Source organism: Shewanella inventionis, from assembly GCF_019931735.1.
Lineage (GTDB): Bacteria > Pseudomonadota > Gammaproteobacteria > Enterobacterales > Shewanellaceae > Shewanella > Shewanella inventionis.
This window is the reverse complement of record NZ_CP082926.1, coordinates 2,266,140-2,282,115: the sequence shown is the minus strand read 5'-3', so window position 1 is coordinate 2,282,115 and position 15,976 is coordinate 2,266,140. Positions and strand designations below refer to the sequence as shown.

The window sequence follows — 15,976 nt, the reverse complement described above, 5'->3', positions numbered from 1 at the left end:
ATCAAATCACATCGGTTTGGAGCTATCTTTTGCTCTTAAAAAATCAGTATAGATGTTAAAAATGATACATTTACGACTATAAACTAGATCCGCCACCCCTGCTACTACTGGCGCAGGTAAAACAAAAAAAGCCTGCAAATTGCATAACACCATTCAGTTAAGAGTTTCTTCTCTTAACTGGATAGCGAGTTTTGTTAATTCGAACGGTCCTACTTTTGGGCCGTTTTCGTTTTTTGGGCAAGATAAATTGTTTAACGTTTTCCCTCATTGCTTTGAGCTTTTTAGGGATCGTTCCTGGCGAAGCAATTGCGCACCACATCAACTCATCCTGTATATAACGCATCGCCATTACAAAGCTAATCCGCAATGGTGACACCTCTGCCTCTTTAGCGATTTGGCTTATTTCAACTCTGATCAAGTTATACGCAATCAGCATTCCCCAAATCTCCTGATAAACGCCTTCAACGGTCTGACTTCTTAGTAAAATACTCTCATCAAGTTGATATTGCTTGATTTCTCCATAGCCATTTTCTATCTCCCAGCGTTCGAAATAGACATCTAATATATCTTGAGAGGAATATTTGCTTGTATTGGTTAATGAGCTCAGCACACCTGTAATATGATTGTCCTGGGATTTTTCTTGATAGGTCACTAGTCTTGCATGCCACTTTTCAGGTAGCTCTGGGTTCTTTTTTCTCGCTTGTGGTGATACTGGCATTTCAACTAGATAATCGTTATCAGCGTATTGCTCGATAACTTCAAAGCGTGTATTACATTTGAGTGGAGTAAGCCAATGACTATTTGGGTTGACTCCCCACCAACTTGTCATAAGATCTGCACTAAAGTAACAACTATCAAAAATAGTGAGAGAATTAGCTGGAACTGATTCAATTAGCTCTCGAGCATAACTAATTTCGCCTTTACTACACGGACCAAATTTTACATCTCTTATCATACGACTTCGTAATGACATGAGTGCGCATAAGCGGGCTACTGGGTATACGGACTGCTTCCTATGCTGATTACTGATATAGCCAAAATGCTCTGAATTTTCGGTATTTTCTGCACATCGAAATGTCGTTCCGTCAACAGAAAATAACTGAAGACCATGCCATGTATCTTGGCTGTCTTCCCTATGACACCAGTGTTTAGAAGTGATATTAAAAAGGGCTTTAAGGGGCGCGGCTGTAAGTCGCTGTCTGGCTTGCGGGATAGCACTTGGTGCAACGGTTTCGCCCAGCTTATCAACTAACTTTAAGTCGAGCTTCGAGACGACTTCGGCGATGGAACGATTTCGATAGAGGCCAATGCCAACAATGAGCCAAACGACTAATTCTGCAGGAAGTTTTCTGCGCCTAATACTTGCTTTGTTGGTTAGCTCTAACGCCTGCTCAATCCATTCCAATGGCAATTCTTTTTGAAAGATAGAGAGTTCTTCGGGGGCAGCAAGTAGTTCAGTATCAATAAGCCAGTTAGACAGCATAAAAAATAACTCCGTTCAAAAGAAGGAGTCATTTTCGTAGGATCATTTTTGCTGTCAACCGATCAGTTTCTTAACTGATCGGTGTTATGCAAATTGCAGGCTTTTTAAACTAAATCACTTATCGATTAATAGATTAGCAATGAGCCAAGCTCAATTAATAGTAATCTCTAATCAAAATTTCGGCGATTTGTACGCTGTTTAATGCCGCACCCTTACGAATGTTATCGGCAGTAACCCATAAATTTATACCATGAGAATGAGAAATATCTTTACGGATACGCCCTACATACACAGGATCGTTACCCGCAGCTTCGGTTACCGCTGTAGGGTATTCGTCGTCGCTCTCAAATAATTCAACACCAGGAGCATTACGTAAAACCGCTTTAACATCTTCAGCATCAACAGGTTGACGCGTTTCAATGTGTATCGCTTCAGAGTGACCATAAAACACAGGCACACGCACAGCCGTTGGGTTAACCACGATTTCGTCGTCACCAAAAATCTTTTGGGTTTCCCACACCATTTTCATTTCTTCTTTGGTGTAGCCATTTTCCATAAACTTATCAATTTGCGGCAACACGTTAAATGCAATTTGCTTAGGATAAACAGACGGCTCTGCAGGCAAACCTTGCAGTAACTTAGCACATTGACTTGCTAGCTCTTCAATCGCTTTTTTACCCGTACCAGACACAGACTGATAAGTGGCAACGTTAATACGCGAAATACCAAACGCATCATAAATTGGTTTTAGTGCAACCAACATCTGAATGGTTGAACAGTTTGGGTTAGCAATGATGTTACGATTACGAAAATCCGCAATGGCTTCAGGGTTAACTTCTGGCACCACTAAAGGAATATCGATGTCATAACGAAAATGTGAGGTATTATCAATAACTACACAGCCCGCTTCACCGGCAATTGGCGCCCACTTAGCAGATACGTCACCACCAGCAGAAAAGAAACCAATTTGAGCCTGGCTCCAATCAAACGTTTCTACGTCAAGAATTTCTACTTGTTTACCGTGAAAACTGACCGTTTCGCCAGCACTGCGACTGCTCGCTAATGGAAACAACTTAGCAACCGGAAAATTACGCTGCTCGAGGATCTCAATCATAGTTTGACCCACTGCGCCCGATGCACCTAAAACGACTACATTAAATTCCTGAGACATAATTAACGCTCGACTCCTATTATCCAGTTTGAACAATCAATCTACCCTAGTTTAGTTGTGCTTTGCCAGCGTTAATGTACTAAAAAAGCCAGCTTTGAAGTGATTTTTTCTCAACTGGCTAAAAAAGTGTATTTATCTTGGCGCGATAAGGCCAATAACGTAAAACAAAGACAAGCTAAATGATATTAGTTAGCGAAAACCCAAACTGTGTAAAGGCTTGGTAATATCCGGTATTTGTGGCAACGCACTATTGAGCGTAATAGCACTAAACTCTCGGCGATAGGTATGGTTTTTACGCATTTGGTCAAACCCTGCCGCAGTGGCAAAGCACTGCCTAAACTTTACGTCATCATCACGCAAATCGTACACTAAACGCGATAACGACAGCAGTTGGCTTTCAGTTAGCGTATCTTGCAGGTCAATCTGACTAAACTGAAATGGTGGTAACAAGCTCATTAACGACTGCTTTGCTTGTACTCCAAGTTCATCACACAGCTTTTGGTATAACATAAAAGTACCACGCGCTTTGCCCTCTAAGCTGTACCCTGCAATATGTGGCGTAGCAAATTCAGCCAAAGAGACCAATTCTGCCATGGGATTAGGCTCACCCTCCCAAACATCCAGCACCAGTTTTACATCATCACGCTGCTGTTTAAACTTAATCAATGCACGATTATCAATCACCTCACCGCGGCAACAATTTAACAGCCAAGTATTCGGTTTTAATTGATTTAAGCGAGCCTCGTCAAACAAATACCAGGTTTTATGTTCACCCTCTTTGGTAATTGGCACATGCAAACTAATAATATCAGCCTGGGCTATCAAAGTGTCTAACGACACAAAATCACGGGTATCGCCCTGCTCAGCCTTCACCGGATCGCACAACAATACTTTAAGGCCATAGGCCTCTAAACACTTAGCCGCAGCCGTCCCCGTGTTACCGGCACCCACAATCCCCACCACTTTACCGCTTAACGGCTTTGCAAAACGCTGCGCCAATTCAAGCATGGCAATAAAAGCAAACTCACCAACAGCCGTAGCATTACACCCAGGAGCATTTGTAAACGCAATACCACGCTGGTTAAGATACTCAACATCAACATGATCAGTCCCAATCGTGGCACTACCCACAAACTTAAGCTTTTGTGCTTTATCAAGTAATGCAGCATTAACCTGAGTCACTGAACGAACCAACAACACATCTGCATCGCTAACCTGCACCGCGGTTAGATTACGCCCATTAACAAACTCAATCTCACCTAAGTCGCCAAACAAGGCTTCAACATAAGGCATATTTTCATCAGCAATTATTTTCATTCGGGTATCTTATTGTTAGCGAATAAACGACATAACATCGCATTTTTATGCAGCGTATCTTATACCAAAGCCAACAACTGAACGAGAAAAACCAGCACAATTTTACAATGGCAAATTGTTGTAAATACCGCTCTTCGCTTTTATCTTTTATGCCGTCATCCCTGAGATCTTTTATCAGGGATCCAGGTGTTTCTTTTGACTTTGTTTGAAAGCCTTTAAAACCTAGAGCCAACACCTGGATTCCTGCTCAACAGCATTGCAGGAATGACAGATTTAACACCTGGGTCCCGGCTCAAAAGCATTACCGGGACGACGTACGAAAAACCGTAAGCGAAGCGTTCTGTATGCCGTTATCTAGCCCCTAGCAGGACGAAGTCCGCTCTCTGGCGAGCTTGCGAGTTCCTAGCACCTCGCCCCTGTATTCCGTAAGCGAAGCGTTCTGTAAGCCGTTATCTAGCCCCTAGCAGGACGAAGTCCGCTCTCTGGCGAGCTTGCGAGTTCCTAGTACCTAGCACCTCGCCCCTACCTCCAGACGTTAAAAAGCCAGCGTTGTTTCCAATGCTGGCTTTTATGAGGTTTAGCAGTTTATGCTGCTAGCGCATATTACGCTTTGTACTTGCGCATCACTAGTGTGGCGTTTGTACCACCAAAACCAAAGCTGTTGCTCATGATTGTGTTCAAATCTGCACTGCGCATTTCTTGCACAACTGGCATGCCTGCGGCTTTTTCATCAAGGTTATCAATGTTAATGCTTGGGGCAATAAAGCTGTTTTCCATCATAATCAAGCTGTAAATGGCTTCGTGTACACCCGCTGCGCCTAAAGCATGGCCAGTTAATGACTTGGTAGATGCAATCGCAGGCAGCTTGTCGCCAAACACTTCACGTAATGCTTCAAGTTCACGCATGTCACCAACAGGAGTTGATGTACCATGAGTGTTAATGTAATCAACTGGAGTATCAACATCAGCTAACGCCATTTGCATACAACGAACAGCACCCTCACCAGACGGAGCAACCATGTCGTAACCGTCAGATGAAGCACCATAACCAATGATTTCAGCATAAATTTTTGCACCACGGGCTAACGCATGCTCTAACTCTTCAACAACCACGATCCCGCCGCCACCAGAGATAACAAAACCATCACGGTCTGCATCATAAGTACGTGACGCTTTTTCAGGCGTTGCATTGTACTTGGTCGACAACGCGCCCATCGCATCAAAGCCCATGGTTAAGGTCCAATCCACTTCTTCTGCTCCACCAGCAAACACCATGTCTTGCTTACCCATTTGGATAAGTTCAACCGCGTGGCCAATACAGTGTGCAGACGTAGCACAAGCAGAACTAATTGAGTAGTTTACGCCTTTAATTTTAAAAGGAGTCGCTAAACATGCACTTGCAGTACTGGCCATAATACGAGGCACAATGTATGGCCCTACACGCTTAACGCCTTTTTCACGCAATGTGTCAGCAGCTTGAACCTGGTTTTTAGACGAAGCGCCACCAGTACCAGCAACTAAACCAACACGAAAATTAGAATATTGTTCTTCAGTCAAATTAGCGTCAGCAATAGCTTCTTGCATAGCAATGTAAGCATAAGCTGCAGCATCACCCATAAAACGTAAGGCTTTACGGTCAATGTGTTCAGTTGGGTCTAATTTAATATCGCCCCAAACTGTGCTACGTAATTGCATTTCTTCAAACTGGGCAGAGTGGGTAATACCGCTACGACCGGCTTTTAGTGACTCAGTCACTTCTTGCTTGTTATTGCCGATACTTGAAACAACACCCATTCCGGTGATCACGACTCTTTTCATTTTATTTCTATCCATTTGGTACATGTCGGTACTTAATTGCGGCAATCATAGCTTCTTTGAAGCAATTAAGTGGTCAGCTTTCCATAAACGCAGGTAAAATAATGCCAAGTTATGGGGCATGAGTAAAATATTTTGAATAAAACCACATCGATATCGGTATCTAACACGGATCAACCAACATACAACAGCTTATTGTTAGTCAATAACACTAACGCCCAAAAACGATACTATCAATCTGTTCAACACTATATCGATGCAGTATTGCAAACCAATGACGGTCAGCAAGGTTCAAATACACCAAAAAAATTGCTCACCCTTGGCCAATTTGGCCTGGCTGATGCCCATGAAATTCTCCTGTTAATGCAGGCCGTTCATCTGGCAAATCAGCACTTAGCAAAACACCAACAACAGCGTGTGCATCTTATTGTATTGGCACTAAATCCTATCAATCGGCAGCAATTACAGCAAATCTGGTTACAACAAGGTTTGTTAGCACCCAACCATAACTTATTTGCTCACACCAATGCATTATTAAACACAGAACTTGCAGCTATTAATGGGTGCCAGCGTCTTACATTTAATCACATCCCCCTAACTGTGGATGTTTATTTTGGTAAGCCACTGCAACAATTAGCATTAATCGCAACGCCCGCATCACAGTGCATACAGCATTGGTTTGCCCTACCCCATACGAGCCAGGCTGAGTATTCAGATCACTTTTTTAACACCAAAACCCTATGGCAATGTGGCCGATTAAGCGCAAATAATGCAAGCTTTACTGTTTCATCTTTTGATGAGCAACCAAACAACAGCAACATCAGTCAACAATTGCACCATTGTGGTTTTATAACCAGTGTTGAAAGCTCAACAGCAGCCGATGACATCGCCATAGCAGAGCGCAACGCATTAACTCAACAACTCAAGCAACAGTTTGCTTATAACCCCATTGCAAACAGTATTAACAACAACCAGCCCATCGCCATTATCGGCGGCGGCATTGCCGCAGCAAGCCTTGCCTTATCGTTAGCACAACGAGGCAAAAACAGTATTATTTACTGCAAAGAAGCACAACTAGGCCAGGGCGCATCAGGCAATAAACAAGGAGCAATCTACCCGTTACTCACCCCAGAAAATGGCCCATTAAGCCAGTTTTTTCAGCAAGCGTTTTTATTCAGCCGCCGTCAAATTGAGTCGTTAGTTGATGACGGCTATAGCATCGGCCATCAATGGTGCGGGGTACTGCACACAGGGTTCGACAAGCGCAGCGAAGCAAGATTAACCAAAATCATCAATGGCCAGCACTGGCCAGCCGAAATCGCGACAGCCGTTAATGCCAAACAGGCAAGCCAAATCGCCAATCTCGATATTGATAAATCAGGCTTTTATTATCCGCTAGGCGGGTGGGTGTGCCCGTTTGAATTTGCACAAACCACTATCGCCAAAGCACAAACCTTAGCTAACGTTACTGTTGTTTATAATAGCCATATCAACGAGATAAAATCAGGGCCACAAGGCTGGGCACTCCATTCCAATAAAAATGAGCCCGCCATTGCAACCCATCAACAACTGGTTGTGGCATCGGGCGCTCACATTACCGACTTACTACAAACAAAACAGTTGCAAATCAGCGGTTTTAGAGGTCAAGTCAGCCATATACCCGCGCAAGGTGAACTGGCACAACTTGCCACAGTAATATGTGCAAACGGCTACTTAACACCACAACACAACAAGCAACATTGTGTAGGTGCAAGTTATGTTAAAGATCCACAGCACCTTAATTTTTGCCCACAAGAGCAACACGAAAACAGCCTAAAGATGAAGCAAAGCTTCCCTCATTCAAACTGGCCAAACGATATTGATGTTTCAAACAACGATGCCAGAGTTGGCGTAAGAATGGTCAGCCGCGACCACTTTCCAGTCATGGGCTGCGCAACCGATGTAGATGAGTTATTTAAGCGATATGCCATTCAGCAACAATCAAAAGACAAACCAAGCCAATGGCAACGTTACTGGCAAACCACACCAGCACCTATATATGAAGGGTTATACGTACTCGGCGGCCTCGGCTCACGCGGCCTAAGCTCAGGCCCACTGGTGGCAGAATGTTTAGCCGCAAACTTATGTGGCCAACTGTCACCACTCAATCTGGAGCTACAAGCCCTACTCAGCCCCAACAGAATGTGGCTACGCAAGTTATTAAAAGGCAAAGCTCTAGAAACTCGCAAGCTCGCCAGAGAACGGACTTCGTCCTTCTAGAATCTAGATAACGGCATACAGAACGCTTCGCTTACGGAATACAGGTTCTAGGAACTCGCAAGCTCGCCAGAGAGCGGACTTCGTCCTGCTAGAAGCTAAGAAACACCTGGATCCCTGATAAAAGCACTTGAGGATGACGGCATAAAAGTCAAAATCAAGTGCAACACCTGGATCCCTGATAACAGATCTCAGGGATGACGGCATTAAAAATTACGGCATACAAAGACAAGGGCATAAAAGATAACAGCGTAAAGATTACGGCAAAGCGAACGGCCACCGACCCCAAACACCGCCAACTACTACGTCGTCCCGGTAATGCTTTTGAGCCGGGACCCAGGTGTTGGCTCTTGCTCGTTTGCATTTACTTGCAGGACGAAGTCCGACCTTGTCACTTGCAGCGCTGCGCCCTTGATTCTTAAAAGAAACACCTGGATCCCCGATACGAGCATTCGAGGATGACGGCATAAAAGTCAAAATCAAGTGCAACACCTGGATCCCCGATAACAGATCTCAGGGATGACAGACTAAAAGAACAAAACTATCTATATTCTTCTAATAATCCTGCGAGTTCTTTCTTAAAGTCGCCGCCTAATTTTGGATCGCGTAAGCCATATTCAACAAAGGCTTTCATGTAACCAAGTTTGTCGCCACAATCGTGTGATTTACCTGTCATATTAAAGGCTTCTACGGTGTCAGATTCAATCAACATATCAATAGCGTCTGTGAGCTGAATTTCATCACCAGCACCAGGAGGCGTGCGTGCTAATAAATCCCAAATCTTTGCAGACAATACATAACGGCCGACAACGGCTAAATTAGATGGCGCTTTACCCACTTCTGGTTTTTCAACCATGGTAAATATTTTGGTTGAATCGCCAGGGTTAATAGTTTCGCCACCACAATCAGCAATACCATACTTGTGCACTTGATCATCTGGCACTGGCGCAACCATAATTTGGCTGGCTTGCGACTCACGAAAACGGATTAGCATTGATGCTAAGTTCTCAGTGCGTTGATCAGCAGAGTAAGAATCTAAAATCACATCGGGCAACACCACAGCAAACGGGTTATCACCAATACAGGGCTTAGCACATAATATCGCGTGGCCTAACCCTTTAGCCTCACCTTGACGCACATGCATTATGGTCACGTTTTTAGGGCAGATAGACTGCACTTCGTGCAATAACTGACGCTTAACACGCTTCTCTAACGTTGACTCGAGCTCATACGATTTATCAAAGTGGTTTTCAATCGCGTTTTTACTGGCATGAGTTACCAACACAATTTCTTTAATCCCGGCACTGACACATTCGTCGACAATATATTGAATCAGTGGTTTATCAACCAAAGGCAGCATTTCTTTTGGGATCGCTTTAGTAGCAGGCAACATACGAGTGCCTAAACCGGCAACGGGGATTACAACTTTCATAAATATCCTTATTTAGCGAGTGCTAATGGTAAAAATTAAAAAGGTAAAGGTGGCAAGTGACAAGTGACAAGCAAGTCAAATACAAGGTCACATCAACGCCGCCCACTACTACGTCGTCCCGGTAACGCTTTTCAGCCGGGACCCAGGTGTTGGTTTTGCTCGGATTTTTCTTGCAGGACGAAGTCCGGCCTTGTCACTTGCAGCGCAGCGCCCTTGATTCTTAAAAGAAACACCTGGATCCCCGATACGAGCATTCGAGGATGACGGCATAAAAGTCAAAATCAAGTGCAACACCTGGATCCCTGATAAAAGATCTCAGGGATGACGGCATATAAAGACAAGGGCATAAAAGATAACAGCATAAAGATTACGGCAAAGCGAATAGCCACGTCACATCAACGCCGCCCACTACTACGTCGTCCCGGTAACGCTTTTGAGCCGGGACCCAGGTGTTGGTTTTGCTCGGATTTTTCTTGCAGGACGAAGTCCGACCTTGTGACTTGCAGCGCAGCGACCTCGATTCTTAAAAGAAACACCTGGATCCCCAATTAAAGCATTTGAGGATGACGGCTTAAAAGTCAAAATCAAGTGCAACACCTGGATCCCTGATAAAAGATCTCAGGGATGACGGCATAAAAATGACAGACTCTAGGTACTAGGTTTTAGGCTCTATGCTCTGTCCTCGAGTGCTTTTATCCCGGCTTTATAAGAGTTACCGGGATGGATTCTAGACTCTAGCTTCTAGACTCTCGATTCTAGGGCCTAGGACCTCGCAAGATCTGCGGCTATTTCACTCTTTTTTGGTTATCAGATGGTAAATATCGTACTAGCCAACACAAGGTTAAGATAGTTAAAAACAGCAGGGTGTTGGCGGGTGATTGTAAGTTAAAATCAACTGTGCAGTGGATTAACATGTGCACAATGGCCATTGCACAACCAAAGGCGATACCTTTATAGAGCTTGTTATTACGTAAATACATGGTACGGCAGGCTAGCCAGAAGGCATACAGCACCCACAAGCCTAAAATAGCGGTCATCACCACGCCATATTCAACTACAAACTGCACATATTCATTATGGGCATGGTCGTAAAAACCTGAATAAAACTGCGGCTGAAATTGCGGAAAAACCGTATAAAAACTGCCGCCACCAGTACCAGTTAATAAGTTATCTTTTATGATGGGAATGCTATCAATAACCACTTCATCGCGAGTTTCTGAAGTAAAAGAAGTGTCTTCTAAACGTTGTTTTACTTTATCGACACCAAAAATAGACCCTACGATAAGCAAATCTAAAATAAAAATACTGATCACTAAGGGTTTAAACAATGTTGGCGGGCGACGGTAAATAAACATCGACAACAATGACACTACCCCAAGCGCGGTAAAAAAGCCTGCATTACCCATGCGTGAACGGCTTAAAATTAAGCCGATCACCATAATGACAATAGCTAGTCGTAAAATGATTTTACGGCTAAACAAAGTAGACAATAAGTCGATAAGTTTTTGCCTAAAATCAGTATCAGACTTGCTGGTTTTTAATTCAGACAACAGCCATCCAAAAGCAATGCTTAAACAAAGTGCAAGATAATTCGCAAAATGGTTTTGATATACAAATGAACCACGCGCCCTATCGCCGTCGTGATAACCAAAAATAGGCGATGCTTCTAACTGCAACAAGTTTAACAAGGTGCCATAAAAGGCTTGCAAGCAACCCGAAATAATAATGGCAATAAACAGCCAGCGTAAGGCTTGCGAGTGTTGGCAATACTGGCTTAACAGTAAAATAAACAGGGTATAACAAAAGGTTTTTAGTAAGTGCTGCGCGGTTTGATATGGGTCAACGGTATCAATTGACGGGATCCAATTGAGCAATTGTAAACACAAATAAGCCAGCATTAACCCGGTTGGGATCAGTAAATGCTTTTGCCAGCGATAACGAAATAACAACGCATTGTGTTTAAAGCAATAAGCTAAATGCGCAATGGCTAAACAAATAATCGTAAACTCGACAATTGCCAAAGCCCAAATACGATTGCTGCCTAAAGGAATTGGCACCCAGATAATTAATGCACAAATCGCCAAAATCATAATACGGTCAAATGAACGCATGGGTAACACTTCAGAATGATGACGGGTCATTTGCGGCACATATCCTGTTTAATCCAGTTTTCATCCTGAGTATTTAATCCTGGCGTCATGTAAGCAAAATAGGTACATAGCACAGGCGTTAATTGGTATTGTTTTACCAAATTTTTTAAATCATTACGCATACGCCAATTGGCTGCAGCGGCTTTTTTAGCGGTGGTAAACACTAATTGTTTTTGAGTTACCGTTAAATTTGGCCATGATGCAAAACCAATCGATAATATTTGGTATAAAACTTCTGGTGTATAGGGGCCATATTGTTCGGCCAAAACCAAATAAGGCCATGCTTTTTGCAAATCATGCTGAATAAAAGCCAGGTTATAAGCATAGTCACTATAGGCATTTGGCCACGTTGGCCTAAAACGTATTGCGTCTGTATATAACTGATTAAATAGCGGAGTATTCGTCTGCGCTAATGATGAAAAAACGCCCCACTCCATCACTTTTGCCAGGGTCAATAAATAGTGTGCGTTCTCGCTATCAATTTTATATGCGTAATCGGCAGCCAACAGTGCATTAGCATATTGCAAATCAGTCGGTACATTCCCCTCATGCCACTGATCAATATAAAACCGAGACTTAAAATGATAGGCACTCGCCAGTCCTTTTTGCACCAAAATAGGCAATAATGCAGCAAGCACAAATACCATTAGCACATAAAAAACTCTTCGCTTTGTCAGCGTCGGCTTTTGAGTATAATGACTATTCATTCAGCAAGCCCCATTTTTTAGCATCCTTATCCCGGCTATCCTTTTACAAAGACTAGGTATACAAACCCACACAACTTTATTCTGTTGATTCAATAAAATAGGTTTAATTAACAAGCGCTTGGTAACACACTAATGCTTACCAAGGGCATCAGAAATTAACTTAGGTGTTATTGTACTTATTTGCTCGGCATAATCCCCAGCGGTTAACGTGGCAATAAACTGCGTAGCCTCAGCCATTTTAGGTGGTCGACGTTTAGTGGAGTGGCAATCGGATGCCACAATTGAATAAACCCGTTGTTTAATCCAATGTTCACTCAAGTGCTTGGCACTTGCGCCCATATCGCCAAGTAACGACGATGCGGTTAACTGAAACAAACACCCCGCTTGCACAAATGCGTTAAGGCGTTCGGGATAGCTTTGTAATTCACGATTCCGCTCGGGGTGCGCAATCATTGGCAGCACGTTTCGCGCCAATAACCAATTAATAAGGTTATCGGTTCCCGCGGGTATATGGCTGCTGGGTAGCTCTAGTAGCAAAACATCATGGTTATCAAACCGGCCTAAAAATGGCAATTGTTGCTGCTCAATAAACATGGGGATTTCGGGGGCGATTCTCACTTCTGCTGCAGCGTACAACTCAACATTCAAAGCAGACTGCTTAGCCGCCTGGGTTAACGCGGTAAAGGCTGTACTAATTGTCTGCAAGTTATTATCAAAAATACCTATATGAATATGGGGCGTTGCAACCATGCGCGACACCCCTTGCTGCTCAGCTAGGCGAATTAACGCCAGGGCTTCATCAATTGACTTTGCCCCATCGTCTATGCCCGCTAAAATATGGCAATGTAAATCAATCATGCTTTAGTGCTTGCCGTATTCGATACCGCAGTGTCTTTTATGGCATATTCCGCACCATAAGCCTGATAATAGCCATAATCACCATCATAACGTTGAGCCTCTTTGGTATTAAACTGATTTAACACCACACCAAACACTTTACTGCGTGCCTGGTTTAGCTTAGCTAAGGTTAACTTAATTGCTTCGCTGCGAGTATGAGCAGCTTTAACAACCAGTACTGTTGCATCGCACAAGGCGGTAATAATCAGTGCATCGCTTACAGCATGTACTGGCGGTGTGTCGATAATAATTTTACTGTACTGGCCTTTTAGCTCAGTTAACAATTCAGCAAAATCAGTCGATGCCAATAACTCTTGCGGATTTAACGGCACCGCACCTGCTGGCATTACATCAACATTGGGTTTAACCGCTTTAACGATGCAACTGGTTACACTGTCAGTGCCCGACAATACATTGGCAAGCCCAGGCTGGTAAGTTGGTAACCCAAAACGTAAACCAAGGCTAGACTTACGTAAATCAGCATCAATAATTAACACCTTTTCCATGGTGGCATAGGCAAAAGCGAGGTTCATTGACGTAGTCGTTTTACCCTCATTCGGGTTAGACGATGTCACCTCAATAGTATTTAAATCAATGCCCATGGCCATTAACGACATGGAGGTTCTAATGGTTCTCACGGCCTCGGCATGCAATGGTATATTACTGTCATAAAAGGCAAAGTTAATTTCATCGTAACTGGCGCCTTTTTTGGCTTTTGGCACATACCCAAGAGCTCGTTGAGATAACAGCTTTTCAACATCATCGCTGGTTTTAATGGTGTCGTTTAAAGCATCAAGTATTAATACCATCACCATGGCAAAACCCAAACTGGCAATAAATGCCAAAATAATAATCAACTTCTTTTTGGGTTTTTCTGGTAGTAAAGGCACTACAGCACGGTCGGTAAAACGGGCCACGGGGGAGTCAAAATCGCCTGTTACCTCAGTTTCTTTTTGGCGGGCTAAAAAGCTATCAAAAAGCTGCCTGTTGGTATCAACTTCTCTAAGTAAACGTTGGTAATCAGTGTCTTTGGTGCTAAGGTTTTGAAACGAGCCCTTTGATTGACTAAATTGCTCCTCTAACGCCATCAAAGTTTGTGCAGCAGTTTGTGCCTCATCTTCAATGCCTTGCACTAAACGGCTAATTTGTTTGCGTAAGTTTTCTTGCACCGTTTTAAGCTCAGCTATAGCTGCAATCATCTTCGGGTGCTTTGGGCCATAAACTTGTTGCAGCTCAGACACTTTGCGTTCAACTAACACCACTTCACGTTTTACGTTTTGTATCGATAAATGCGCTGTCACTTCGGGTAAACTTTCTAATCGGCTTATATCGGTAGCGCCATAGCGTTTAACTACCGCCATAAAGCTGTCTGCCTGGGCCTTGCGTGACCGTGCAACGGTAATTTCATCGCTTAAACGCGCTAACTCTTTGGCATCTAGCGCAGTTACGCCTTCTACATCAATTAAACCGTTTTCTAGCTTAAATTGCTCAAGCTTGTGCTCTGACTCATCCAACTTTAAACGCAAATCTTCTAAGCGGCCACCTAACCAGGTATTGGCTTTTTGGGTCATGCCTAATTTTGCCTCTAACTGGCTAATTATATAGGTATCACCTATTGCATTCGCCACTTTAGCCGCTAACTCAGGATCTGGGCTTTCATAACTAATATTCACTAGCTGTGTTTTGCGAACGGGTGAAATACTGATATTTTGCGCAAAACTATCAATTAACTTATGCTTGGCAATATCCTGGCTGGCCTGCGAATCACTTGCGACCTCCTGAGGGATAAAATTAAGTTGCGACTTTAACTCTGCAAACCAACTTGGTGGTTGGTTAAAAGCAGGGTGATTAATTAAATCAAGCTCGTTAAATACTCGCTCAGCAATACTGCGCGATTTAATAATTTCAAATTGGGTTAAATAGTACTCCTGCTGGCCAGAGTTAATACCATACACTTCATCAATTTTAATCGCTTTGGCCTGCTCAGACTCAATCAACAAGGTTGATTTGGCACTGTAAATGGGTGTCATACTCAGTACAACAAATACTGTTAATGTAGTGACAAGTAATGCAAAAGTGATAATTCGCCATTTAAAACGTAAAATAGGCTGTACCAGCTTTTTAATATCAATTAACTGTTCCATTTGTAATTGTGACGCTTGCACACCACCTTGAGCACTCGAAGGGTTACGACGTTCAATAAAACTCATTAAAAAAACCTCTGCTCAATGGTAATGGTATCACCAGCCTGTATAACGCTATGAATGGTGCCACTTTCAGACTCCACTTTACTGCCCTCGCGGGAGATTTTAATTTTATCCTGTGAGGCTCGCTCAGTTAACCCGCCTGCCAACGCAACAGCCTGGTTTACTGTCATACCTGGCTGATAAGGGTAACCGCCGGGTTGTTTAACTTCACCATGAATATAAAAAGGCCGATATTCAACCATGCCAACAAATACGTTAGGCTCAACAAAGTAATCGCCTTTTAACCCGCTATATACTAATTGCTCAACCTCTTTAATGGTTAAGCCAACTAAGGTTAACGAGCCTAAAAACGGGTAGTTGATGGTACCGCTATTGGTAATTTGTGTCTCAAGGGTTAATGCCTCCTCACCGTACACTTTAATCACTATGGTATCACCAGCACCCAGTTTATAACTCTGGGTTACTGCATGCGCTGTTATTGGCATGTACGCCAATAACAGCACAAATATCGCCGTAAAAATTGTTGCTAAATACTTCATGT

Annotated in this window: 11 protein-coding genes; 1 reads left to right on the top strand and 10 read right to left on the bottom strand. The window is 43.2% G+C overall.

Translation table 11 applies throughout. The annotated features are described in order from the left end of the window. Positions 1-157: 157 nt before the first annotated feature. From K8B83_RS10225 to fabB, 4 genes are all read right to left on the bottom strand, one after another. Positions 158-1,483: an IS4 family transposase gene (locus K8B83_RS10225; RefSeq protein ID WP_188741272.1), complete on the bottom strand. Its 1,326-nt coding sequence runs from the start codon at positions 1,481-1,483 to the stop codon at positions 158-160. A 154-nt stretch (positions 1,484-1,637) separates the two neighbouring features. After that, positions 1,638-2,654, bottom strand: a complete 1,017-nt coding sequence (locus K8B83_RS10220) for an aspartate-semialdehyde dehydrogenase (RefSeq protein ID WP_188741119.1) — start codon at positions 2,652-2,654, stop codon at positions 1,638-1,640. Positions 2,655-2,843: 189 nt separating this feature from the next. Continuing rightward, entirely contained in the window at positions 2,844-3,971 is a 1,128-nt protein-coding gene (locus tag K8B83_RS10215) for a 4-phosphoerythronate dehydrogenase (protein ID WP_188741118.1), read from the bottom strand. Positions 3,972-4,574: 603 nt separating this feature from the next. Then, a complete protein-coding gene (fabB, locus tag K8B83_RS10210) occupies positions 4,575-5,789 on the bottom strand; it encodes a beta-ketoacyl-ACP synthase I (RefSeq protein WP_188741122.1) in 1,215 nt (404 codons plus the stop codon). Positions 5,790-6,149: 360 nt separating this feature from the next. On the opposite strand from fabB, the gene mnmC reads away from it, so the two are divergent. Next, positions 6,150-8,045: an FAD-dependent 5-carboxymethylaminomethyl-2-thiouridine(34) oxidoreductase MnmC gene (mnmC, locus tag K8B83_RS10205; protein ID WP_188741121.1), complete on the top strand. Its 1,896-nt coding sequence runs from the start codon at positions 6,150-6,152 to the stop codon at positions 8,043-8,045. A gap of 538 nt (positions 8,046-8,583) precedes the next feature. On the opposite strand, the gene galU is transcribed toward mnmC, so the two are convergent. The 6 genes from galU to K8B83_RS10175 all read right to left on the bottom strand — a co-directional run bounded on the left by galU (position 8,584) and on the right by K8B83_RS10175 (position 15,974). Then, positions 8,584-9,474 (bottom strand): UTP--glucose-1-phosphate uridylyltransferase GalU, encoded by an 891-nt coding sequence (gene galU, locus K8B83_RS10200; protein WP_188741117.1) that lies wholly within the window; start codon positions 9,472-9,474, stop codon positions 8,584-8,586. A gap of 785 nt (positions 9,475-10,259) precedes the next feature. After that, positions 10,260-11,615 (bottom strand): O-antigen ligase family protein, encoded by a 1,356-nt coding sequence (locus K8B83_RS10195; RefSeq protein ID WP_223419926.1) that lies wholly within the window; start codon positions 11,613-11,615, stop codon positions 10,260-10,262. Beyond that, the gene (locus K8B83_RS10190) at positions 11,612-12,331 is read right to left on the bottom strand and encodes a hypothetical protein (protein WP_223419924.1); all 720 of its coding nucleotides are present in this window, start codon (positions 12,329-12,331) and stop codon (positions 11,612-11,614) included. The genes K8B83_RS10195 and K8B83_RS10190 overlap by 4 nt, the downstream gene beginning before the upstream one ends. Before the next feature lie 129 nt (positions 12,332-12,460). After that, the gene (locus K8B83_RS10185; RefSeq protein ID WP_223419922.1) at positions 12,461-13,189 is read right to left on the bottom strand and encodes a tyrosine-protein phosphatase; all 729 of its coding nucleotides are present in this window, start codon (positions 13,187-13,189) and stop codon (positions 12,461-12,463) included. Continuing rightward, a complete protein-coding gene (locus K8B83_RS10180; protein ID WP_223419920.1) occupies positions 13,186-15,438 on the bottom strand; it encodes a GumC family protein in 2,253 nt (750 codons plus the stop codon). Before K8B83_RS10180 ends, K8B83_RS10185 begins: the two co-directional genes overlap by 4 nt. Beyond that, complete coding sequence (locus K8B83_RS10175; RefSeq protein WP_223419918.1) at positions 15,438-15,974, bottom strand: polysaccharide biosynthesis/export family protein; 537 nt, start codon at positions 15,972-15,974, stop codon at positions 15,438-15,440. The genes K8B83_RS10180 and K8B83_RS10175 overlap by 1 nt, the downstream gene beginning before the upstream one ends. Positions 15,975-15,976: the final 2 nt, after the last annotated feature.